This window comes from Micromonospora sp. NPDC049081, from assembly GCF_040648835.1.
Classification (GTDB): domain Bacteria; phylum Actinomycetota; class Actinomycetes; order Mycobacteriales; family Micromonosporaceae; genus Micromonospora; species Micromonospora antibiotica.
Window position 1 is genome coordinate 1 of sequence record NZ_JBEZEK010000003.1, and the last position, 22333, is coordinate 22333.

General features: G+C 68.7%; 32 protein-coding genes. 30 read left to right on the plus strand and 2 right to left on the minus strand.

Translation table 11 applies throughout. The annotated features are described in order from the left end of the window. The first annotated feature begins 193 nt into the window (after positions 1-193). The 13 genes from AB0B63_RS06785 to AB0B63_RS06845 all read left to right on the plus strand — a co-directional run bounded on the left by AB0B63_RS06785 (position 194) and on the right by AB0B63_RS06845 (position 7308). A complete protein-coding gene (locus tag AB0B63_RS06785) occupies positions 194-1114 on the plus strand; it encodes a hypothetical protein (protein ID WP_357015192.1) in 921 nt (306 codons plus the stop codon). 318 nt (positions 1115-1432) lie between these two features. Then, a complete protein-coding gene (locus tag AB0B63_RS06790) occupies positions 1433-1696 on the plus strand; it encodes a hypothetical protein (RefSeq protein ID WP_357015194.1) in 264 nt (87 codons plus the stop codon). A gap of 10 nt (positions 1697-1706) precedes the next feature. Then, positions 1707-2057: a hypothetical protein gene (locus AB0B63_RS06795; protein ID WP_357015196.1), complete on the plus strand. Its 351-nt coding sequence runs from the start codon at positions 1707-1709 to the stop codon at positions 2055-2057. Continuing rightward, positions 2054-2761 (plus strand): hypothetical protein, encoded by a 708-nt coding sequence (locus AB0B63_RS06800; RefSeq protein ID WP_357015198.1) that lies wholly within the window; start codon positions 2054-2056, stop codon positions 2759-2761. Before AB0B63_RS06795 ends, AB0B63_RS06800 begins: the two co-directional genes overlap by 4 nt. Next, complete coding sequence (locus AB0B63_RS06805) at positions 2758-3153, plus strand: hypothetical protein (protein WP_357015200.1); 396 nt, start codon at positions 2758-2760, stop codon at positions 3151-3153. Before AB0B63_RS06800 ends, AB0B63_RS06805 begins: the two co-directional genes overlap by 4 nt. Then, positions 3150-3359 (plus strand): hypothetical protein, encoded by a 210-nt coding sequence (locus AB0B63_RS06810; protein WP_357015202.1) that lies wholly within the window; start codon positions 3150-3152, stop codon positions 3357-3359. Before AB0B63_RS06805 ends, AB0B63_RS06810 begins: the two co-directional genes overlap by 4 nt. Next, positions 3356-3661 (plus strand): hypothetical protein, encoded by a 306-nt coding sequence (locus tag AB0B63_RS06815; protein ID WP_357015204.1) that lies wholly within the window; start codon positions 3356-3358, stop codon positions 3659-3661. Before AB0B63_RS06810 ends, AB0B63_RS06815 begins: the two co-directional genes overlap by 4 nt. Before the next feature lie 509 nt (positions 3662-4170). After that, positions 4171-4707, plus strand: a complete 537-nt coding sequence (locus tag AB0B63_RS06820; protein WP_357015206.1) for a DUF6221 family protein — start codon at positions 4171-4173, stop codon at positions 4705-4707. Beyond that, positions 4704-5231, plus strand: a complete 528-nt coding sequence (locus AB0B63_RS06825; protein ID WP_357015208.1) for a hypothetical protein — start codon at positions 4704-4706, stop codon at positions 5229-5231. The genes AB0B63_RS06820 and AB0B63_RS06825 overlap by 4 nt, the downstream gene beginning before the upstream one ends. 112 nt (positions 5232-5343) lie before the next feature. Further along, entirely contained in the window at positions 5344-6090 is a 747-nt protein-coding gene (locus tag AB0B63_RS06830; protein ID WP_357015210.1) for a hypothetical protein, read from the plus strand. After that, a complete protein-coding gene (locus AB0B63_RS06835) occupies positions 6087-6491 on the plus strand; it encodes a hypothetical protein (RefSeq protein ID WP_357015212.1) in 405 nt (134 codons plus the stop codon). The genes AB0B63_RS06830 and AB0B63_RS06835 overlap by 4 nt, the downstream gene beginning before the upstream one ends. A 142-nt stretch (positions 6492-6633) precedes the next feature. Further along, positions 6634-6966 carry a hypothetical protein gene (locus tag AB0B63_RS06840; protein WP_357015214.1) on the plus strand — a complete coding sequence of 111 codons (333 nt, stop codon included), beginning with the start codon at positions 6634-6636 and terminating at the stop codon, positions 6964-6966. Positions 6967-7053: 87 nt separating this feature from the next. Continuing rightward, positions 7054-7308, plus strand: coding sequence for a hypothetical protein (locus tag AB0B63_RS06845; protein WP_357015216.1), 255 nt, complete (start codon positions 7054-7056; stop codon positions 7306-7308). Positions 7309-7314: 6 nt separating this feature from the next. Here the strand turns inward: AB0B63_RS06845 and AB0B63_RS06850 are convergent, their stop codons facing one another. Further along, positions 7315-7923, minus strand: a complete 609-nt coding sequence (locus AB0B63_RS06850) for a hypothetical protein (protein WP_357015218.1) — start codon at positions 7921-7923, stop codon at positions 7315-7317. Positions 7924-8038: 115 nt separating this feature from the next. Between AB0B63_RS06850 and AB0B63_RS06855 the strand changes: the two genes are divergently transcribed. The 13 genes from AB0B63_RS06855 to AB0B63_RS06915 all read left to right on the plus strand — a co-directional run bounded on the left by AB0B63_RS06855 (position 8039) and on the right by AB0B63_RS06915 (position 20204). Continuing rightward, on the plus strand, positions 8039-8518 hold the full coding sequence (locus AB0B63_RS06855) for a hypothetical protein (protein WP_357015220.1): 480 nt from the start codon (positions 8039-8041) through the stop codon (positions 8516-8518). Then, positions 8511-9833, plus strand: coding sequence for a terminase family protein (locus AB0B63_RS06860; protein WP_357015222.1), 1323 nt, complete (start codon positions 8511-8513; stop codon positions 9831-9833). The genes AB0B63_RS06855 and AB0B63_RS06860 overlap by 8 nt, the downstream gene beginning before the upstream one ends. 287 nt (positions 9834-10120) lie before the next feature. Further along, on the plus strand, positions 10121-11908 hold the full coding sequence (locus AB0B63_RS06865) for a hypothetical protein (RefSeq protein WP_357015224.1): 1788 nt from the start codon (positions 10121-10123) through the stop codon (positions 11906-11908). Continuing rightward, complete coding sequence (locus AB0B63_RS06870) at positions 11866-13608, plus strand: phage protease (RefSeq protein ID WP_357015226.1); 1743 nt, start codon at positions 11866-11868, stop codon at positions 13606-13608. Before AB0B63_RS06865 ends, AB0B63_RS06870 begins: the two co-directional genes overlap by 43 nt. 1 nt (position 13609) lies before the next feature. After that, positions 13610-13969 (plus strand): capsid cement protein, encoded by a 360-nt coding sequence (locus AB0B63_RS06875; RefSeq protein WP_357015961.1) that lies wholly within the window; start codon positions 13610-13612, stop codon positions 13967-13969. Positions 13970-14079: 110 nt separating this feature from the next. After that, on the plus strand, positions 14080-15018 hold the full coding sequence (locus AB0B63_RS06880) for a hypothetical protein (protein ID WP_357015228.1): 939 nt from the start codon (positions 14080-14082) through the stop codon (positions 15016-15018). After that, positions 15018-15557 (plus strand): hypothetical protein, encoded by a 540-nt coding sequence (locus tag AB0B63_RS06885; protein WP_357015230.1) that lies wholly within the window; start codon positions 15018-15020, stop codon positions 15555-15557. Before AB0B63_RS06880 ends, AB0B63_RS06885 begins: the two co-directional genes overlap by 1 nt. 69 nt (positions 15558-15626) lie before the next feature. Next, positions 15627-16013, plus strand: coding sequence for a hypothetical protein (locus tag AB0B63_RS06890; protein ID WP_357015232.1), 387 nt, complete (start codon positions 15627-15629; stop codon positions 16011-16013). Between the two features lie 43 nt (positions 16014-16056). After that, positions 16057-18690 carry an alkaline phosphatase D family protein gene (locus AB0B63_RS06895; protein WP_357015234.1) on the plus strand — a complete coding sequence of 878 codons (2634 nt, stop codon included), beginning with the start codon at positions 16057-16059 and terminating at the stop codon, positions 18688-18690. A gap of 23 nt (positions 18691-18713) precedes the next feature. Continuing rightward, complete coding sequence (locus AB0B63_RS06900) at positions 18714-19031, plus strand: hypothetical protein (protein ID WP_357015236.1); 318 nt, start codon at positions 18714-18716, stop codon at positions 19029-19031. Further along, positions 19028-19558 carry a hypothetical protein gene (locus AB0B63_RS06905; RefSeq protein ID WP_357015239.1) on the plus strand — a complete coding sequence of 177 codons (531 nt, stop codon included), beginning with the start codon at positions 19028-19030 and terminating at the stop codon, positions 19556-19558. The genes AB0B63_RS06900 and AB0B63_RS06905 overlap by 4 nt, the downstream gene beginning before the upstream one ends. Beyond that, positions 19555-19773 carry a hypothetical protein gene (locus tag AB0B63_RS06910; RefSeq protein ID WP_357015242.1) on the plus strand — a complete coding sequence of 73 codons (219 nt, stop codon included), beginning with the start codon at positions 19555-19557 and terminating at the stop codon, positions 19771-19773. The genes AB0B63_RS06905 and AB0B63_RS06910 overlap by 4 nt, the downstream gene beginning before the upstream one ends. 2 nt (positions 19774-19775) lie before the next feature. Beyond that, positions 19776-20204: a hypothetical protein gene (locus AB0B63_RS06915; RefSeq protein WP_357015244.1), complete on the plus strand. Its 429-nt coding sequence runs from the start codon at positions 19776-19778 to the stop codon at positions 20202-20204. Here the strand turns inward: AB0B63_RS06915 and AB0B63_RS06920 are convergent, their stop codons facing one another. After that, positions 20205-20483: a hypothetical protein gene (locus tag AB0B63_RS06920; RefSeq protein WP_357015245.1), complete on the minus strand. Its 279-nt coding sequence runs from the start codon at positions 20481-20483 to the stop codon at positions 20205-20207. It abuts the gene before it with no gap. Positions 20484-20510: 27 nt separating this feature from the next. Between AB0B63_RS06920 and AB0B63_RS06925 the strand changes: the two genes are divergently transcribed. The 4 genes from AB0B63_RS06925 to AB0B63_RS06940 all read left to right on the plus strand — a co-directional run bounded on the left by AB0B63_RS06925 (position 20511) and on the right by AB0B63_RS06940 (position 22318). Continuing rightward, positions 20511-20936 (plus strand): hypothetical protein, encoded by a 426-nt coding sequence (locus AB0B63_RS06925; RefSeq protein ID WP_357015247.1) that lies wholly within the window; start codon positions 20511-20513, stop codon positions 20934-20936. A 63-nt stretch (positions 20937-20999) separates the two neighbouring features. After that, the gene (locus AB0B63_RS06930) at positions 21000-21581 is read left to right on the plus strand and encodes a hypothetical protein (RefSeq protein WP_357015249.1); all 582 of its coding nucleotides are present in this window, start codon (positions 21000-21002) and stop codon (positions 21579-21581) included. Positions 21582-21662: 81 nt separating this feature from the next. Next, complete coding sequence (locus AB0B63_RS06935) at positions 21663-22124, plus strand: hypothetical protein (RefSeq protein ID WP_357015251.1); 462 nt, start codon at positions 21663-21665, stop codon at positions 22122-22124. Between the two features lie 59 nt (positions 22125-22183). Beyond that, positions 22184-22318, plus strand: coding sequence for a hypothetical protein (locus AB0B63_RS06940; RefSeq protein WP_357015253.1), 135 nt, complete (start codon positions 22184-22186; stop codon positions 22316-22318). The last annotated feature ends 15 nt before the right edge of the window (positions 22319-22333 follow it).

Genomic DNA, 22333 nt, shown 5'->3' on the forward strand with positions numbered 1-22333 from the left:
TCCTCGCAAAGGACCGCGACAAGTAACACGAAACGACCACCGGGGGTCAATCCCAATCCGTCGTTAGGGGGTCAGTTCCAGTCCGCCGTTGACAGCACTGGGCGAAGCACAGCGCGCGGCTGCTGCATGACGCGCACCTCATTCACGTCAACGACCAGCGCGCCCTGGACCTGCACGCCGGGGAGGTGCCGTCGTGACCCGCCGCTACTGGTCTCCGCTCGGTGCCCGAACGAACTGCGCGGTGCCCGCCGCCGGCAACCTCATCGCCCACGAACACGCCGTGTGGCGTGTCACCGCCGTCAACGACCTGCCCCTATCCGACGCCGACCGTGACGTGTGGCTGGACGCCGGAATGCCCGACCTCGCCACCTGGCATGGGCGACCGCAACGCCTCGACGTGCAGTGGATTGGCGGTGCCCGACCCCAGTGGGCAACCCTCGACGGCCCCGTCCAGGAAGCCCACCTGAACCTGCCAGCCGCCACCTACCGCCCCCACGACTGGCACATCTATCCGTCAGACCGGTGGCCGATGTGCTCTTGCTGCGGTGAACCCATGCCGTGCCGCGCCGAACTACAGGACCGGGAGGTCGCAGCCAGCCTGACCAAGGTTGAAGAGTTCGTGTCCCGCCGGCCGGGCACCTGCTGGGGGTGCGGTGAGCCGATCAACCGCCGGCAGAAGTCGGTGCACTATCCGGGCGGCAACCTGGACATGCCGGGCGGGCACGACGTCCACTTCCACACCCGCGAGTCGTGCCGAAGTCTGGCGAAGAAGTATGAGCTGCGGTGGATTGCGGAGGACCCGCGTCGGGAGCGGATCCTGACCTACCCGAAGTGTGGCGGCATCCTGATTGTTCACGCTGACGGGTCGTCGGAGTGCCAGTCGGGGCGTGATCCGCTGGGCACGGAGGCGGTGGGTGAGCCGGAGTGCCGGGGCCACCTCACGCATGATCATGGGGCGTACGCCGCCTGCTACGTGGGCGACGAGTGGTTTGAGCATCCGTCGCGGATGCCCGGCTGCCCGCGCGGCTGCTCCCGGGACGGGCATCCGGGCACGCGGACGAGCCGCCGGCCGGAGCGTCGCCGCCAGTCGTCGGGGGCGGAGCTTCCGCTGTGACCGCCCTGCCGTGGGGTACTCACCCCGACCCTGACGACCCGCACCCCGACTGCGGCCACGAGTTGCACGGTGCCGACGGTGGACCCTGCCCCCGCTGCGGTTGGGACTCCCACCCCATACCCGACCGGCCCGCCGAACCGCCACCGCTGATGCCGTGGGACCTCATCGACGACTGCGGAAAGTGCGCGATGGTGGCTGCCCTCGGCGGCCCGATGCGCGCCGTGCGGGTGGATCGCCCCGTCCACAGCTTTGGTGGCGGCCTGCCGGCTGTCACCTACCCCAAACCCTGACCCAAACCCGAGCCTGAGGAGGCAACCCGTGCTCGACACCGACAACCTGCCGCCCACCCAATACCTGATCCTCGAAGTCCTCGCCGCACGCCACCGCCTCGGCGAACACTGCTGGACATTCCCGTCACGGCCCGGCATACGAACAGCCGTAGCCGCCCTGACCGTCGCCGGCCTGGTCACCTGGAAGTCGTCTCCCGCCCAGCGTTCCGTGCTGGTGTGGCTGACCGACACCGGCCGGGCTGCCGCCCTCGATGAGTCGTACATCCCGCCGATCAACCGCACCGCCGCCTGAGGAGGCCGCCATGACCGACACGACCACCCCCGCCGACCACCTGCACGCCCTGATCGCCGCCGCCGCCCAACGCGAATACGAAGACTCCACCACCACCGCCGGCACGATCGCCAACCCCGAACACCTCGGCTCCCGCATCGCCGCCGAAGTCATGAAGCTGTTCGGGGGCGACATTCAGGAGCGGTGGGAGGTGCGCGGTACCGACCCCGACTTCGACGGCGGCTGGTACTCGTACGTCCGCAACCAGCGTGCCGCCGTCAGGCGTGTCAGTGCGGCGAGGGAGAAGCCGGGTAGCACGGCATCCGCGTATCGGATGCTGCTGTTGGAAACGGTTGGCGAGCCGGTGGAGGTGCAGCCGTGACTGCCGTCTGCACACCCTGGACGTGCACCATCTGCGGCAACCCCGCCGGCATCTGCGACGGCATCGTCGGCGCGTACCTGTGCGATAGCGAAGCCTGCTTACTTGCCGCCTACGGCCGACGTGCGGGTGAGCGCGCCCCTGACGCGCCATCGCCCGACCAGACCATCACCGCCGACAGCAGCACCCGCGGCCTGGTAGCCAGCCGACGCGGCGTCCGCGTGGACACCGAAACCGGCTGGTCCTCCCCCGTTGCCTACACGCCGGAAGACTGCGAGCAGTTCGCCGCCGCGTTCACCGCCATGGCTGACCGGCTTCGCCAGCGGCCCGACGTCGTTGAGGAGTGGGACAGGCTGGCCGACCTGGACGTGGGCGACGCCCAGCGCGACGACATCCCGGAGGCGATGGTGCGCGCCGACGAACGGGAACAGCTCGCCGAGGCAGGGCGACTACTTCCCGACGGCAGCACCATCACCGTTGAGGCCAGCATCGACTGGACCGACGACCGGGCCGCGCACAGTCGCCACGTCCACGGCATCGATTACTCGTGGCCGGCAGGCGAGTTCGACACCCGACTTGCCCGTGAGGTGGCCGCCGCGCGCAGGCTGCACCGGGTGCCGCTCGATGGGCGCAGGCGGACGGTGACGGAGTTCCCGGACGGGTCCGTGGTGACCGGCCCGTGGACGGCATTCGAGGTGACGCCGTGACCGGGCAGCCCTACACCGACGCCGACGTGGAACTGATCGAAGCTGCCTGGGACGAGCATCGCGTCGCCTTCTACGACGGGCTGATCGCCGAATGCCGCTGCGGTTCACGGGAGGACAACCACGCCGAGAAGGTTGCGCTCGCCGCCTTGGCTGCCGCCGGCCGGCTTCTGCCCGCCGGCACCGAGACGGTGGAGCAGTTCGCCGCCCGCATCATGATCGACGGGGAGCCCGTGTTTCCGTGGCCCGACCCGATCACCCGGCAGGGCGCAAAGGCGATGGTGAAGGCCCACAAGCGGGAACGCGCCTACGACCCCCAATGGCGTGGCACCGCCGAACTGGTCCACCGCCACCAGCACACCACCCCCTGGACGCCCGCAGAGGAGACGCCGTGACCGCCCCACAGCCGATCGCCTACGACCCCGACAAGCACGACCCTCCACCCAACTTCGACATTCACCACGTGGCCCTGCAAGTAATCGACCGGGTGGTGGGCAACGAACTGACCCTCGACGAGGAGGACACCGCCTGGCTGCGGCGAATCGTCTTCGCCGCGCTTGCTGTACACCCCCAGCCACCGGCTGAGGAGGTTCGGCCGTGACCGACACCCAGCCCGCAGACGACCGCACCACCGCCATGCTGGCCGCCCCCTGGACGGCGGTGGTCAACGACGAGATCGGCGGCTGGTCGGTCACCCACAACGGCCTGGGTCCGCTCAACGGTGGTCCGATGCCCGCCGACATGGTGTGGTCCCGGGAGATCGCCGAACACATCGCCGCCGCGCACAACTGGTGGCTTGCCCGCGAACAGGAGGCCCCGTCCGGCCCGCTGTGCGCGTCCACAGCGGCCGAACGCGTCGCCGTGGTACCCGAGTCCACCCCCAACCCCGCACAGGACGACTGAGCCGATGACACTGCCGTTGCTGCCGGGTGCACCCGAACCCCGCGAATGCCGCTGCGGACGACCCGTGCCCAAGGGTCCGCTCGTCCACGGTTGGGGATCTTCGTGCGCCCGGCAGCACGGCGTCGTCGACCCACCGGCACCCAGGTCGGCCGCGCAGGAAGGGCCGGACCTGTTCGACGCCGCCGGGGTTCCCGTCATGTTTCCACCCACCCTGCACAGTGCAGGCGGCGACGAAAACCCACCCGAAATGCTGATGTGAATGATCGTGCACCACATGCATTGAGCAGGTAGAATGTGGTCAGGAGGTGACGTATGCCCACCGGGCGGAAAGAACGACCGAGGCGCAGCGTCAACTTCCTCGCCTCATGGACGGCAGTCGACGTCATCGAACAGCTCGCCCGGGACGAAGGCGTTGTGGACGAAGACGGCGAACCCAACCGCTCCGAGATGATCCGCATACTGCTCGCCTACGCTGTCCGCCACCGGCCGAAAGGATGGAGGCCGTAACCATGGTCTATGACCTGATGAACTGGCTGACCGCCCAATTCGACGCTAGCGAGCGATGGGCGCAGGAAGCATCCCGTCACGGCGACCGGTACACGCCAACCGGCGAACACTGGCGGTGGGAATGCGAAGACACTGACACGGCAGTCACCGTCGATCCGATGCTCTCCGAATACGTTGAAGGCGTAGACGGTGCGCCCGTCGGGCTGCGAAGCGTTGAAGGCTACCCGTCCACGTGGGGAGCGACACTCCACCACATAGCGATCCGGGGACAGGAAGAACTGCCAGCCGGCGTGGCCGGGCACATCGCCCGGCAGGACCCGGCACGAACTATCCGTGCGGTCGCCGCCAAGCGGCGCATCTTCGAACGTCACGGCCCGATCCTCAACGACCTCAACCCGTACCCGGTGTGCATGTGCTGCCCCAACCTGGACGACGACACGAACACGGAAGGCGAGCGCTGGCCGTGTCTGACGGTTCGGCTGCTGACGGTGGAGTACGACGACCAGCCCGGATACCGACCCGAATGGGGTCCGCAGTGACCGACCTGCACGCGTTGCCGACCTTCACAGGCCAGTGGTTCATCGCCCACCCCGACACCACCCCGCCCGCCATGACCGCGAACCACGGACAGTTTGTGGACCCGTGGCCCGAAACGTGGATTCCCGTCGGCCCGCCCAACCTGCCCGCCGTCGTTGAGTACGGTGCAGGAACCGGCCACACCCTCCGGTTCCTCAACGACCCCTCGGTTGCATGGGCCGCCGCCAACATCGGAGCAGTGTTCGCGCTCGGCGGCGACAACCCCACCACGCGGCAGCGCATCATCTTCCCCAAAGTCACCCAAGACCACATGCTCGGCGGGCTGCGCCTTCTACGGACCGACAGCACCGCGTTTCAACTGTTCGTCGCCGCCCCGCACCTACCGACGGATCATGGAGACGTCATGGCCATGTGCACCCGCTGCGGGCGACAACTTCACACTGACATGTGGGGCCGCTGGGTCGACCCGCATCTCTGGGCCACTTGCGGCGGCGACCGGCCGCACAAGCCAACCGTCCGCACCTGACACGACGACGGCGGCCCGCCCTCCCCAGACCGGACCGCCGCCACCCACAACCACCCCACCGCCGTGGAGTCCCCGACAGCGTACCCGCGCCAAGATCGGAGACCCCCACACCATGCACGACACCACCGACACCGACACCGGGCGGCACTGCGTCTCCGACACCCGCTGCCGAGACTTCAACCCCACCGGCAAGCACGCCGCACCCGTCACCGGCTGCCCCCTCTGTGACGCCTGCCTGGCCGCCGCCGAACGGGACGTCCGCTCCCTCGTCTACGACTACGTCGACCTGGCGCAGCTACAGTCCCCCGCCCTTTCTCAGGCGTTGAACATGCAGCCAGCCGGCAAAGCCGCACCCCCCATGCCGCTCAACGGCCACGCCGAAGCGTTGCAGGCCGAGATCGTGCACGTCGCCACCACCTGGGAAGAGGTCATCCGCGACCACTGCGGCCTTAGCACCTGGGTACCCGACCAACCACGCCGCCCCGGTCGCCGACTCGACGACGCCGTTCGCGTCCTACTCCCCCGCCTCCGAACCCTCGCCGGGCTACGCGAAACCGACGTGTACCCCACTGGCTGCGAAGACACCATCACGGCAACCGCCGGGTGGGAAGCCATCCACCACTTGCAACACCTCCACCAGCGCGCCCGAGGCATGCTCGGCCGCACCCACCGCACCACCCACCTGCCCGGCACCTGCTCCGGCTGCGGCCTCAACGAACTCCGCCGCGACGACCCCCGCCACGAAGACGACCCCTGCGACGTGTACTGCGCCGCATGCCACACCACCTGGCCCCACACCGACTACCAGCAATACGTCACCCAGCTCGTCTGGCCACAGCGGGCCGGAGCCGCAGCATGACCCCCGACTACGACCGGCAAACCAACCCCCGGTGGCCCAACTTCACCGACGGGCCCACCGACCGATCGCGGGCCGTCGCCCGCATGTACCGGCAGATCCTCCACACCGCCCGCCCCGACCTGTGCCAGCAAGCCGACGACACCGCCACCGGATTCGGCGAAACATGGATGCTCGAACAACCCGAGGTCATCAACCCCGACCAAGAACTCACCGCCGCCGAAGCCGCCGCCCTCATCAACGTGCCCCCCAACACCCTCCACAAATGGGCAGCCATGAACCACCCCGACCACCCCGACCGGCCCCTCCTACCCCGCTTCGGGAAACGCGGCAGGGAGCGCACCTTCATCGCCGGCAAAGTCCTCGAAGCCGCCGTCGCCATCCAACGCACACGACACACCTAAACCCCGGATCTTGCGTTCATTCGTGCTTCGTGCATAATTCCAGCCAGGACCACTGTCTCCGCAGCCCGCCAGAGCCCCGCTCGGCGGGCTTTCGGCATTCTCGGGAATCCACCGCCCCGCCCGGCCACGTCGGGAGAACCGCATGGCAGCCCCCGCACGCCTCACCCTCTGGGACTGGGTGCGCTCCAACCTGCGAGACGACACCCAACAACAGCAGCTCGACCGAATGGAGCAGACCATGGCCACCGCCGCCGAACAACTCAACACCCTCACCACCAAGGTCGACGACGTCATGGCCGACGTCCGCGCCGCCCTCGACACCCTCCGCCAGGACCGGGAGAACCTGTCCGACGCCGGGCAGGCCGCCTTCGACAACCTGTCCGCGAAGGTCGACGCGTTCGACACGGAGATCGGCGACGCCGACGGCTCCGACACCCCCACCGAGCCCACCGAACCGGGCACCAGCACCTTCTGACCTTCATCCCTCCGGTGAGGGCGGCTGCCCGGCCGCACCAAGTGCCCGCCGGGCAGCCCCCGCCCCACCAAACCCGGAGCGCAAACCATGGCCGACCCCACCGCCGAACGCATCACCTCTGCCATCAGCGAAGCCATCCGCCACGGCGAACTCGGCAACACCAACACCGGTATGCCCGCAGGATGGGTACTCGTCGCCAACTACCACGACGAAGACGGCGACATCCGCACCGCATTCCTCACCGCCGACGGGCAACGCCTCCACGAAACCCTCGGCCTACTCGACACCGGCCAAACCGTGTGGCGTGAACAACTCCGCCGCTGGGTCCTCGGCGACGAGTAGCAGCCGTCACCGCACCGTCTTCACCACGCTCCCCACCCCGGTCAGGGTGAACGGGTCACGGATGCCATCCGCCGACGGCAGCTTCACCTGCACCGTCAAATCCTGCACCGCCCCGGCCGGCACCAACCCAGACTCCACAAACGTGGCCCTCCCGCCCACCGGGATACGGGTACCACCGTCCCGCTGCAAACCCTTCCGCCGACCCTCCGCAGGGTCCGGATAGCTGAACCCGGCCACCGGGTCCGCCTCCTCACGGTTCGGCCCGTACAACAGATCCATCTCCCGGGTCATCGGCTCCACCGGCAACACCGCACCCGTCCCGTTCGACACCTCCAACGTCAACCGGACGATCACCAAGGATCGCGGCACATCCGACGCCCACGACGACGGCACCCGCTCCACCGCCGTCAACCGTGCCGACAACCCGTCAGGCCATCGGGCACCCGACGACACCGGCCCCTCCAACACGGCAGGCGACGACGGCTCAACCGCGTCCCCGCTCGACCCGGCAGACGGCGTAGAGGACGGCGCGGCGGCAGGCTCCGGCTTCGACGAGCAACCAGCCAACGCGCCAAGCACAACGACGACAGAAACTGTGGCGGTAAGTAAACGCATCCGCACAGACTGCCCAGTGGTCGCCGACCACGCATCCCCGAAGCGGGCCAAGCAACTGTCGCCAACCCGTCAACCACGGAGGTGAGGACGTGTGCCACCCCGCATCCCCGACCCCGTGCGCGCAGCCATCCTCGCCGACATCAACACCGGCACCAAAGGCCGCAACCAGATAGCCCGCGACCACAACGTGTCCGTCAGCACCGTCACCAACATCGCCAAAGCGGCCGGTGCCACCGACGCGTTCGACCGGTCGCAAACCGAAAAAGCTACGCGCGCGGTCATGGAAGACAGCCGATCGCGCCGGGCCAAACTTGCCGCCGCGCTGCTCGACGATGCGGAGCGGTTCCGCGAGCGGGCGTGGTCGACGTACACGTACTACGAGCGGGGCGTCGAAGGACCGGAGTTGGTTAGCCTCGACAAGCCGCCGCTCAAGGACGCCAAAGAGGCGTATGTCGCCATCGGCATTTCCATCCAAAGGCACCTGGACTTGGAGAAGTTCGACGCCGACCGGGGCTCCGAGGGTGCGAAGTCGATGCTCGGCCAGCTGGCGCAAGCCCTCGACGATGCGACCCGCGCCGCAGGCGAGCATGGCTAACCTCGACGGACTGCCGCTGTCCCGCAAGCAGATCCTGTCGATCGCGGCGTCTGCTCACGCACGGACCACGATCTGGTCTGGGGCGGTGCGGTCGGGTAAGACGATCGCGTCGCTGGTGGCGTTCCTCATCCAGGTGTCGCAGGCCCCCCCGTCTGGGTTGGTGCTGATCTGCGGGCGCACGTTGCAGACGATCGAGCGGAACATTCTCGAACCGATGCAGGACCCGGCGCTGTTCGGGGCGGTCGCCGACCTGGTGCATCACACGCGCGGTGCGCCGACGGCGACGATCCTCGGCCGCACCGTCCACCTGATCGGCGCATCCGATGCGCGGGCGGAAGGCCGACTACGTGGTTTGACCGCATGCCTGGCCCTGCTCGACGAGGGGACACTGGTTCCGGAGGGTTTCTTCAACCAACTACTGGCCCGCCTGTCAGTGCCCGGCGCGAAGTGTCTGATCACCACCAACCCCGACGGCCCCGGGCATTGGCTGCGGAAGAACTTCATCCTCCGCTCCGCCGACCTGGGTATCGCCCACTTCCACTTCACCCTGGACGACAACCCGGCCCTCGACCCGGCGTATGTGGCGGCGATCAAAGCCGAGTATGTGGGGCTGTTCTACCGCCGGTTCGTGCTCGGCGAGTGGTGCATGGCCGAGGGTGCGATCTACGACATGTGGGATGCGGACCAGCATGTGGTGGACACGGTGCCGCCCATCTGGAAGTGGCTCGCGGCCGGCGTCGACTACGGAACCACCAACCCGCTCCATGGGGTGCTGGTCGGCATGGATGCGTCGCAGACGCTGTACGTGGCGAGCGAGTACCGGTACGACTCGAAGGAGCATCGTCGGTCGTTGACGGACACCGAGTATTCGGCAGCGTTCGGTCGATGGCTGGCCAGGTACCGGCAAGACAACATGCCGTCAACGGTTGCCGGTGTGCGCCCGGAGACGGTGGTGGTTGACCCGTCAGCGTCGTCGTTCATCCAGCAGTTGTGGCGTGACGGCTGGTCGCCGACGGCAGCGAACAACGCCGTGGCGGACGGTATCCGCACGGTGTCGACGCTTCTTGCTGGCGGCAAGTTGAAGGTGCACCGTTCGTGCCGCGCTCTGATCGACGAGTTTCCGTCCTATTCGTGGGACGAAACAAAGGCGCTTCGCGGTGAGGACGTGCCAATCAAGGTTGAGGATCACGGGTTGGATGCGCTGCGGTACGCCGTGCACACCACGGAGGCGTCGTGGCGGTTGCCGCACATGGCTGATCCTCTGCAATGGCGTCGGGCACCTGACGGTCTGGACTTGGCGACGGTTCCGCTGTAGCTGCCGATGGGGGTGTCCTGGTGACTGCCCCCACCCGCATGATCGGCATGGTCGATGACACCCAGTACGGGACGATCGTCGGTGACGTCTACGAGCACATTCCCGACCTGTACTACCCGACGTCGGTTCGGGTGTTCTCGGAGATGCGCCGCGACTCCCGGCTAGCAGCGATCATCGACGGGTACGGGTTGCAGCTCCGCCGGGCGCAGTGGCAGTTGGACGGGTCCGGTTGCCGGCCGGAGGTGACGCAGCTTGTCGCCGACTGTCTCGGCCTCAACGTCGTCGGCGTGGACCGGGCCGGTGGTGCTCGTCGTCGGGGTGTGTCGTGGAATGACCATCTGCGGTCGGCGCTGCTGTCGCAGGTGTTCGGGCATTACGCGTTTGAGATGGAAGCGGAGGTGGGCACGGATGGCCGCGCCCGGCTAACGACACTCGCCGAACGTATCCCCGCGACGATCGCCGCGATTCACGCCGACCCAAAGACGGGTGCCCTGCTCGGCATCGACCAGCAGTTGACCACCCGGCAGCGGTCCCCGCAGATCCCCGCCGACCGGCTCGTCTTCTACAGCCGGGACCGTGAGGGCGCGTCCTGGCAGGGCACGTCCCTGATCCGGGCCGCGTACGCGCCGTGGCTTCTCAAGCGGGAAATGATCAGGGTTGCGGCGATCTCCAACCGCCGATGGGGTGCAGGGGTGCCGGTGGCGGAGGCCGCACCGGGCACGAATCCGACGCAGGCGCAGTTGCAGGCCGCGCAGCAGATGATGTCGCAGGCCCGCGCAGGCGATCAGGCGGGGGTGGCCGCACCACCCGGCTTCCTGGTGAAGATCGTCGGGTTGTCGGGGTCGGTGCCGGACACGGTCGGGTTCATCCGCTTCCTCAACCAGGAGATCGCCACGTCAGTTCTGATGGGGCATCTGGACCTGGGCACCACCGAGACGGGGTCGCGGGCGTTGGGCACCGCGTTCATCGACAGCTGGACGTTGTCGTTGGAGGCGGAAGGCGAGAGCATCGCCGACACCGCCACCCGGCAGGCCGCCGCCCGCATCGTCGACTGGAACTGGGGTGAAGACGAACCGGTCCCCCGGGTGGTGGTGTCGGGGATCGGCTCGCGTCGTGAGGTGACCGCCGAATCCCTGCAACTGCTGCTCAATTCGGGTGCCCTGTCGGCCGATCCGGGCCTTGAGGCGTGGGTGCGGCGGGAGTATCGGCTGCCGGAGCGTACGGGTGCGCCCGTCCCAGCCCCGACGGCGCGCGGTGGCACCCCACGGCCTACGGCAACCCCAGCGGCTGATCCTGGGGCGGACGTCGTCACGGATGGTCCGAAGGTGGCTGCCGCCGCACCGGACGCCGCCGGCCTGGATGCGGCACACCAGCAGGCGGTGCAGGACATGACCGCCGGGTGGGAGCAGGAATCCCCGCCGCTGGTGGAGGCAATGACCGAGACCGTGTCTTCCGAGCTGGCCGCCGGGATGATCGTCGGTGTTGGCGCACTGGTGGTTCCACCGGCAGTGACCGCCGCCCTGGCTGGTGTGGTGTCGGCCGGCATGCTGGCCTTGGCCGAGTCTGCTGCGGCAGGCGCGGTCAAGGAAGCCGGCCGGTCGGGTCTGTCCGCTGCTCTACCGAAGGATGCTCGGGAGCGGATCGACCAGCAGGCGCAGGCGACCACCGACCTGATTGTGGCCGGGTTCGCGTCGGCTGCCACACGTACTGCTCTCGGGCAGGCGGGCGCGGACACCGACCCTGTGCAGGTGGCGGGTGCGGTGCGTGCCGCACTCACTGACCTGGCGCAGGCGAAGGACTCCGGGCTGGTCGCCGGGAACCTTGCGGCTGCGGCCACGACGGCGCAGGGCATCGGCCGTGAAGTCGTCTTCTACCAACTGCCAGCCGGCACCCGCTTCAAGGCAACCGAGGTCAACGACCGGCACCGCTGCGAACCATGCACTGAGGTTGACGGCACCGAGTACGACAGCCTCGCTGACGCGCTCGCCGACTACCCGACCGGACGGTACCGGGCGTGCCTCGGCCGGGACCGGTGCAGGGGCTTCCTCCACCCCATCACCGAAGGCGAGGGTTGATGGACACTCAATTCGCCCGCCGTGAAGGCGTGGAGCTGATCCGCACCGGCACGTGGAACATCTCCACCGGGAAGTGGACGGCCAACCGGCTCGACCTCAACGCCGCCGTAGCCGCAATGTCCTGCCCCGCCATCCAGAGACCCATCGTCAAGATCGGCCACACGGATAAGCGGTTCACCCCCGGCGACGGGGAACCCGCGATCGGCTGGTACGAGAATCTGCGGACCACCGACGGTGGGCACACCTTGGTCGGTGACCAGGTGGCCCCGCAGTGGATCAGCAATGTGCAGGCGGCGGCGTGGCCGAACCGGTCGGTGGAGGGCACGTACAACTACCGGTGCGGCCTCGGACACACCCACCCGTTCGTGTTGACGGCTGTGGCACTGCTCGGTGTCACCCCACCCGGCGTGTCGACCCTGGCCAGCTTGAACAGCCTCGACGACGTGCGTGCCCTTTACGGAATGGCGGCTTCGGCGCGTCAGCCGGGTGTGGGTGAGGTGCGTATCGCCGCATCGGTGAGTGCCGCCGGTGATGACGAGCACTCCCTAAAGCACTACTGGACGAAGACCGCTGAGGGCCTTGGAAAGTGGCGGGACAAGCCGCACCCCTGGACGGCCCTCTACCACCACCTGCGTAAGCACGTCGGCGACGAACGCGCCAAGCGCATCGCCTCCGAGTGGTTCCACGACGTATTCGGCTACTGGCCCGGCTCGAAGCAGCACAGGGGCGTGAAGGCCGCAACGGACGGAGATGACATGCCCAACCCTGAGCCCAGCCTGACCGAGCGCATCCACACGGCGTGGAACGCCTCGAATCCGCCGCAGCAGCAGTGGATCGTCGAGGCGGCCCCCGACGAGGTGATCGTCATGGACAACACTGACCGTTCGTTGATGCGGTTCCCGGTGACCGTGGACGGCGACTCGATCGTGTTCGGTGACGGCGAGCGGGTGCGCCCGGCGTATGTGCCTGCCGGCGAGCCGGTGGCGGCGTCGCGGATGGTGTTCGCTTCGGCGGACGAATCCCGCCCCACCCCGGCCCCGACTGCTGTGCCGCCGGTGACGCCGCTGCACAGCCTGCCCGCCGATCGAGGAACCACCACGGAGGCGTCCCCCGGTGTGCTGGAGCCAACGCCCACCGAACCGGCCCCCGCGCCGACCCCCGAACCCCCGGCCGCCGAGCCGGAGACCGCACCATCAACCGACCCGAAAGGAGCGGACCCTGTGTCCACTCTGAGCACCGACGTGCGCTCGCGGCTCGGCCTCACCGACGACGCCACCGAGCAGGACATGCTCACGGCGATCGACGCACTGAAGTCGAAGGCCAACACCGCCGACACCGTCGCCGCATCTGCGGCCGAAGCCGACGACCTCCGCAAGGAGGTGCAGGTACTCGCCTCGCAGGTGCAGACCATGAGCACCAAGCTCGCCGCCAGCGAAGCGGAGAAGGTCGCCACCGTCAAGGCAACCGTTCTCGATGCCGCCGTCAAGCAGGGCAAGATCGCCCCCGCCGACCGGGAGCAGTGGGAACGCGACTACGACGACGCCCCGGCCGCGATCACCCGCGTCCTCGCGTCCATCGCCGCCGGCACCGCCGTGCCGGTGGCCGCGTCCGGCTACACCGGTGCCGACGACACCGCCGGCAAGGACCAGATCGACGTCGAGTACGAGCGCCTGTTCGGCGCGGAGAAGGCTGGTGCCTGACATGGCCGACTACGCCCCGCTGTACATGCCCGGTGCCGTCGTCACCGGTGTCACCTCCGGTGCGGTCACCGCCGGCCGGCTTCTCGCCGTGTCCGGTAACGGCACCGTCGCGCACGCCGCCGCCGACTCCAACGCCGTCGTCGGTGTCGCTGCGTTCGATGCCGCATCCGGCGCGAACGTCACCTACCACGGCCGTGGGCAGGTCCACGTGTCCACCGCCGCCGGTGCGATCACCGCCGCCGCCCGCCTCAACTCGGCAGCCAACGGCACCGTCGCGTCCGCGACCGCCGGGGTCGGCAACATCGGCATCGCCCTCACCACCGCCGCCGACGGCGCACTGGTGACGTGGATGGAGTGCTAACCAGCACCACCACCGCACGGCACCACACCTGAACAGCACCACCCACTCTTCCCCCGCGCCCTGCGTGTGGGGTTTTTTCATGCCCACGCAGGGCGAAAGGGGACAGGCTGATGCCTCTCCAGACGTACCCTCCGGCTCCCGCGAGCCTGTCGGGTGACCTGATCACCATCAACCGGATGCTCGCCAACCCGACGGTCATCCAGCGTCGGCTGCGGGCGCTCACCGACATCCAGTTCGTGGCCGACCGGCTGCTGCTGGCGAAGTACCGCACGTCCGGCGGTGCGGTCTCCTACGAGATCAACGACCAGCCCCTGTTCACCACCCGCAGCGTCACGGCTGTGTCGCCGGGTGCCGAGTACCCGCGTGCCCTACCCCAGTCCGGCACCGCCGCCCTGGCGAACGTGTCCAAGTGGGGTCAGGCCACCGAACTCACCGACGAGCGCATCAAGCGGTCCGTCCCGATGGGGTCGGCCGTCGACTGGGCGCTGCGCATCGTCGTCAACACGGTCGTGCAGAAGATCGACCGGCTGGCCATCGCCGCCGTCGCCTCCGGTATCACCGCCACCCCGATCACCGCCACCGCCGCCTGGAACAACTCGGGTGCGACGATCCTGCGGGACATCGAACTGGCGAAGGCCGCGATCGACGGCCAGGAGATGGGCTACCGCGCCGACACGCTCCTGATGACGAACACCAAGTACGCGTACATGGTGTCCGACGACAAGATCGCCACGCTGCGGCGTCGGGAGACCACCGACAACCCGGTCTACGGGGGTGAGGTGGAAACCATCGCCGGTCTGAGGGTGATCGTCACCCCGGTCGCGAACATGCCCGGCGGCACCGACGACGTGTACGTCCTCGACAGCCAGGCCCTCGGTGGTATGGCCGACGAGACGGAGATGGACCCCGGCTACGCCATGTCGGAGAACGGGGTGCAGGTGCAGACCCGCCGGGTCGCCGAGCGGGATGTGTGGCACATGTGGGCGCGGCGCATCACCGTCCCGGTGATCACCGACCCGCTGGCCGGGCGGAAGATCGCGAGCACCTGATGAGCGGCCACAAGTGGTATCAGGTCATCGCCGAATGCGCGCACGTCGTCACCTCGACGACGGGTGTGCGGTCGCAGGTGCTGCTGTACAAGGGTGCGTTCCTGCCGGACGACGTGGAGCCGGAGCGGTTGAAGTTCCTCCTCGACGGCGGGTTCGTCGCCGCCGAGGGGGATACGCCGGTCGCCCCGAACGCGGCGGTGGAGCAGGACCCGCGCCGTGGCGTCGACTCGGTCACCGCCGACGGGCTGCGCGGCGACAAGCCGGACACCGACAGCGGGTCCGCCTCGGATGTGTCCGCGACGGTCGCTGAGGTGGCTGTGGCGGAGGGCCGCATCGACAAGGCCACCGACAGTGATGGGGTGGCGGAGAAGCGTGCCGCCGCGCGAGCGAAGCTGCCGGCCGACGGGTCGATGCCGAAGTCCTCCCATGGTCAGGACGTGTGGGTGGAGTACCTGGTCGCCCAGGGCTCGAACTACGACGACCTCGCCGGCCAGGACAAGCAGGCGCTGATCGAGCTGGCGAAGTCCCGCCAGCAGTGACCCCGCACCCGACGCCACCTGCCCACGGGGGTGGGTGGCGTCGGGGTCTGGCTGAGCAGGGAGGCTCGCATGGCCAACAATCTGACGCAGCCTGAGGCGAACCGGCTGCTGGACGCGTCACTGGGCACGGCCAGTTTCACCGCCCCCACCGGACCAATGAAGTTGGCGCTGGTGACCGTGAACGGGTCGGCGTCGGCGGCTGGCACGGAGGTCACGGGCGGTTCCTACGCACGGCAGACCGTCGTGTTCGGTGCCGCGTCGGGCGGGTCCGCGTCGAACACTGCACTCATCACCTTCGCTGGCATGCCAGCGACCACGGTGGTCGGGCTGGAGGTGTACGACTCGTCCGGCACGCCGCGCCGCTGCTGGTGGGGTGCCCTGTCCGCGTCGAAGACGGTGCAGGCCGGTGACAGCGTCCAGTTCGCGATCGGTGCGGTCATCGTCGCCCTGACCTGATCTGCCTGACCGACGCCCACCACCAGCCCGTCGGGGGGGTGCCGTGGCTGTCTCCACCTTCGAGGGTTTGACCCTCGGCGCTGCTGTCGCCGGCACCGCTGGGTTTGACTTCATTTCCAACCCGGCCGGCGGCGGCGCGACCATCGTCAACACCCTGCCGTACCGGGGTGCCCAGTGCATGCAACTGGTCACGGGGACCTCGGGTGGCATCTGCTACGCAGAGCGCACCACCAGCGTGAACGTCAACTCGACGGGGCAGGTGTTCGGCCGGCTGCGGTTCCGGGTTCCGGTGCTGCCCCCGGACTCGACGGGGATGCGCATCATCCTGGTCGCCGACTCCGGGGGTAGTTTCCGGGCTGAGGTGCGGCTGATCGACAGCGGCAAACTTCAGCTCCGCAACGCCGCCGGGACGGTGCTCGCCACGTCCACGCTGACGCTCACCGCCAACACGTACGCCGATGTTGGCCTGGCCGTGCTCGTCTTCTCCACGTCCGTGGGGCAGATGGAGATGCGAATCTGGGACGCCTCCGGCAACGTCGCCGAAACCCTCACGTCGGCGGCCAGCCAGAACACCACCGGCGCGGGCGGCCTGTGCAAGTTGCAGGTGGGGGCGGTCCGCTCCGGCGTCAACAGCTACACCGTAGTCGTCGATGACGTCGACTGGTCGACGAGCGGCTACCCGTCGATCCCGTCGGCGGCAGCGGTGCAGGTTGGCCCGTGGTCGGGTGCAGTCGGGCCGTCCGGGTTCACCGCCGCGTACCGGCTCGCCAACACGACGTCGGCGCGGCTGGTCGTGTCCACCAACTCGGGTCTCACCTCCCCCGTCTACGGCAGCGCGGTAGCCCCCGACTCGGACGGCATCGTGCAACTCCCGGTGACCGGTCTGGCCGCCAACACCGCCTACTTCTTCGGGGTGGAAGCGGACGGGCTGCTGCTGTCCGCCGGTCGGGGTGAGGTCAAAACGTTCCCGGCTGCCGGGTCGCAGGCGTCGTTCTCACTGTGGTTCGGGTCGTGCCAGTTCAACACGCCCAGCGACTCCACGTACGCGGCGATCCTCGCCCGCTCTGGCCCGTACGGGCGGGCGTTGTTCGGGGCCCACATGGGCGATATGCACTACCTTGACCCGGACGGCACCACCACCGCCGCCCAACTGCTGACTCAGTACATGACGTCGTTGGGGTCGGCGAGCATGGCCCCGACGGTGGCGAAGATCCCACTGTCGTATGAGGTCGACAACCACGACTGGGGTGGCGACACCTCCGACCGGACTGCGGCAGCCGGTGATCTGGTGGCCGCGCAGTGGCGTCGCCTGTTCCCCACCTACCCGCTGCCCGCCACCAACGGCCGGGGCATGTACTTCACGTGGGTGGTCGGCCGGGTCCGTTTCATCCAGTTGGATGTGCGCTCCTACCGGGACCCGCAGGCCACCAGCAACAGCCCAGCGAAGACGATGCTGGGTGTTGAGCAGAAAGCCTGGTTCAAGGCGCAGCTTGCCGCCGCCGAACTGGTGAAGATCGTGTGCGGGAACTATCCGTGGCGGGACGACGGCGGCGGCAGCGGCCGGTGGGGCAGCTACCCCAACGAGTTCGACGAACTGTCCACCTACATGGCGGCAACCGCACCCGGCCGCGTGTATGTGATCGCCGGTGACCGGCACTACCTGTGGGCTGACGACGGCACCTCCACCGGCACACGCGGTATCCCGCAGGCCGGCGGCGCACCCATCCAACAGTCGTCGACCACCCCCACGGACACGTGGTCGCAGGGCACGTACACGCTCGGCGGCCCCACCATGCAGGCGTACGGATGGCTGGATGTCACCGACGCCGGCAGCAGCATCACCATCGACTACAAGGGCATCACGTCCCTCGACGGTGTGACCCGGGTGTCGATGACGACGGTCATCCCGTTGACGGTGGATGCTGCCGCCTCCCTGTCGGCCGGGTCGTCGTTGACGGCGGCAGCGACCCGGGTTGCACCGGCCACGGCCGCCCTGTCGGCGGGGTCGTCGCTTGCCGGTGGCGGCACGCAGGTCGCCTCGGCGGAAGCCACCCTGAGCGGCGTGGGGGGCGTGTCCGCTGGCGCGGTGGTGGTTCAGCCGGCGGCAGCAACCCTGGAAGGTGTCAGCGACTTCGACGCCGACGCGGTGACGGTAGTCGATGTCTCCGCCGGTCTGTCCGCCACCGCGCTGCTGCTCGCCGATGCGACCGTCACCGCAGGCGAGGAGGCCGGTGTGGCTCTACCCGCGTGGGCTCCGACCGTGGCCCAGGTCGCCGACCACATCCCGTACATGACGGTGGACGTGGTGACCCCCGGTTCTCAGGCGTACCTGGGGACGTTCAGTGTGGCCACCTCACCGACGGATGTGCAGGCGTCACGGCTGATTGAGGGCGCGTGGCCGCCGGTCGCCGCAGCTCTCGGTTTGGTCGCTGAGGCGGTGTACCCGCTGGCGCAGCATGTGACCGCGCTGCGGGCGGCGGCGGCGATCGTGCGCGCGTTCCCCCGTGATGACGGTGACTTGGCGAAGGCTGCCGCCCTGGATGCCCGTGCTGACGCGGACATGCTGCGGTTGATCGCCGCCAACGATGCGGCTGGTGGTGGTGCCGGTTCGGAGCCGGTGCTGTATCCCGTGTACGCGTTTCCGCCCGCGCCCGCCTGGGGCGACTGGCTGCTCTGACCCCTGAACGGAAGTGAACTCTGATGGCTGACTATGCCGCCCAAGCGCCAACGAGCGCCGGTACGACTCTCACCCAGCGCACTGGAACCGCCAGCTCGGACACGCTGCCGGCCGGCGCGCTGGTCATCGCCCGGAACACTGGTGCCGGGTCGCACACCCTCACCCTGTCGGTGGGGGCTCTGTACGACGGGCTGGCCGTCACGTCCCGCGTGGTGACGATCGCCGCCGGTGCCGCTGCCGCGATCCGGGTGCCAGCCTCCTACGCCGACGCCAACGGTCGCGTCCCGGTCGCCATCGACGGCACCGCCTCCGAGGTCACCTACTACATCGTGGGGGCGTGATCATGCGTGCACCTGCCGAGTACATCGCCCAGCAGCCCATCCAGGTCAACGGGGTCCGCGCGTACAACCCGGGTGATGACGTGCCCGCGTCGGCTGTCGAAAACCTGGGTCTGACCGTCGGCGAGCATGTGCTGCCCGCCCACCCGGGCGTGATCGAACGTCCCGCCGGGAATGCGCGCCGCGCCGACTGGGAGGTGTACTGGCTTGGTCAGGGCATGACCCGGGAGGAGATCGACGGCATGACCCGCGACGAACTGGCCGCCCGCGAGCCGGAGGTGCTGGGTTCGGCTCCGAACCCGAATGCGGCGGTGCATGTGGTGCCGAACCCGCTGCCGGATGTGGTGGCGGCGCAGGCTACCGAGCAGACCGCCGAGCCGGTGGAGCGTCCCGGCCAGAACGCCCGGAAGGCGGACTGGGTGGAGTACGCGGTGTGGCGTGGCATGCCCCGTGAGACGGCGGAAGACTCGACGATCCCGCAGCTCGCGGACGCCGACTACGACACCCTGTTCGGGCCGGAGCAGTCGTGAGCGGCGACGAGACCCCCAGCCCTGCCGTTGGGCCGGTCGCCGGTGACGTTCTGGCTGCTGACCTGATTGCGAAGGTCAACGCGGGCACACGCCTGTTCTACGCCATCTACATGCACCCGAAGGGCCCCGAACTCCTCAAGAGCGAGTTCGCCACCATGGGCTTCTTCAAGGCGTACAACGCAGCCTGCGGCGCGTTCCTTCCGCGAGGCATGTAGCCGTGGCACGGGTGGTGTGGAATCGGGCTGAGCTGCAACGGCTGCTGGCCTCCGAGTCTGGTCCGGTCGGCAGGGACCTCGCCATCAAGGGTGAGCGGGTCGCCAACGAACAGAAGCGCCTCGCCCCCGTCTCCCCCGACGGGTCGCACGGCCGCCCGCCCGGCTACATGCGGGACCGCGTCAGCTCATCGCTGGGCCGGGACGAGCGTGGCCTGCACGTCGACATCGGCACGGACGCCACCACCCCCGACGGGCACCCCTACCCCCTCGACGTGGAATTCCCCACCCGGCCGCATGTGATCCGTTCCCACGGCAACTACCCGCTGCGCAATGCGAAGACAGGTCAGGTGTTCGGCTACGAGGTGAACCACCCCGGCACCGAAGCACAGCCGTTCCTCCGCCCCTCGCTCGAAGTGCTGCGCCGCGAGTAGTCAGCGCCGACGGCGGGCACGACTACGCCGCCGGTAGGCGCTCCGCAGTCGGGTCACGTTCGGGTGCCGTCGCCGGAACAGCAGCCAAAACACGGCGGCGGAGAACCGTCCGACGGGCACTTCCATGCGGACAGTCTGGCCGCCGAGACTCAGGGCAGCATCGCCGTCTTCCGTGGGTTCATCGGACCAGTGGAATCCATCGTCGTCGGTGTGGCCCAGCGGCACCCAGCCATCACCGTCGACAGGTGTTCCGACGGGCGCGAATAGCAGTTCTGCCATACCCGAGAGCGTACGCGGGGGTGACTGGTGGCCACCTTCGTTGACGCTGAACGCGCGGTCGCCGACTGGGTCAACTCCCTCACCAGCACCCTCGTAGGTGTCGGACAGCCCCTCACCAAAGGCGCACACCTGCACCAGTTGAGGGCTGCCGCACCCACCTGCTACGCGCTCCTGTCGATGCTGCCCGGCGGGGTCGCACTCTCCCCCGAAAACCCCGACCATCGGGCGCGGATCTCCGCATCCATCTACGGCCCCACCAAAGAGGCGGCGACGGCGGCGGCGCTCGCCTACTGCGATGCGCTGCTCACCCTCGACGGCACCCCACAACCCATGGGCGCGGACGCCGTCTGCCTAGTTGTCGACCCGGACAGCATCAGCGGCCCCTACTGGGCACCCGACCAAGCCGGCCCCCGCCTCGTCGTGGACGCCGACTTCTACCTCCGGGCGGCGTAGCGCCACCCGAACCACCCGCACCACTTCGATCGCCTGGCGTAGCGCCGGGGGAAGGACACCGCCATGCCTGCTGCTGTCGCGCCGAAGAACGCCCTGTCGTTCGGCGCTGGTTGGCTCTACTGGGCTCCGCTCGGCACCAGCGTTCCCGCCTGCACCGTCTCCGGCTCCGTCTTCACCGACACATGGCCGGTCGGCTGGGTGCTGCTCGGGGTCACCCGCGAAGGCCACGAGTTCAACTACGAACTCTCCACCGAGGACGTGGAGGCCGCCGAGTACCTGGACCCGATCGCCACGGTCACCACCGGCCGCACCAGTGGCATGTCCTTCGAGATGATGCAGATCCACGCCACCAACCTCAAGCGGGCGCTCAACGGCGGGACGATCGCCACGTCCGGGTCGGGTGCCACCCTCCGGTCGGAGCTGACGCCGCCGACGATCGGGCAGGAAACCCGCTGCATGCTCGGCTGGGAGTCGCAGGATCTGACGGAGCGGCTGTACGCGGAGCAGGCGTTCCAGACGGGGTCGCTGTCGATCGCCCGCCGCAAGGGCGCGGACAACGCGGGTCTGCCGACGGAGTGGAAGTTTGAGCCCGCCGCTGACGGATTCCCGTACCACCACATCTTCGCCGGGGCTGTCCGGGGCTGATCTGACGCCGGGGATACGGGGTGGCGGCCCCACCCCGGCGCATGAACGCACATCACGATGAGGGGAGCAAGAAAGTTGACTGTGCATGAGATTCAGGCCCGCGCCGAAGGCGTGGACGTGGTGGGCGGTGGGCAGAAGGTCACCTTCCTTGGCGAGGAATACCGGATCGCCGACAAGGTTGGGCTGATGCCGCTGATGCGGTTCGCGGTCGCAGCCAAGTCGGGCATGGAGTCCGACGACATGGAGGCGTTGGCCGCCATGTACTCGCTGATCAAGGACTGCATCGACGCCACCGAATGGCCCCGGTTCGAGCGGGACGCCACCGATAAGAAAGCCGATCAGGACGACCTGCTCAAGGTCGTCACCGACGTCATTCAGGTGCTGACGGCCCGCCCTACCCGGCAGCCCACCGACTCCTCGGCTGGGCTGCCAACCACATCCCCGACCTCGAAGGGGAACTCGCCCTCAACGGGGCCGTCCCCCCGGGTACCGGAGGGGGCTGGGGAACTCGTGTCGATTACCGCACTGCTGGCAGCCCACTAGACGGCCTGACCCCACGCCTGCTGTGCAACCTGGCCTACGCATGGCTGCGTCGGGATCTGGTGCAGGCGCTGGTGATGGCCGACGGCAAAGACCGGCAGAAGGCGCTCACCTCGTTCGATGAGTGGTTGAACGCCCCCGCCGATGGTTGGGATGCCGCCGATCGGCGTCTTCGGGACCTGATCCAACACGCGTGAGGCGAGGGGGTGACC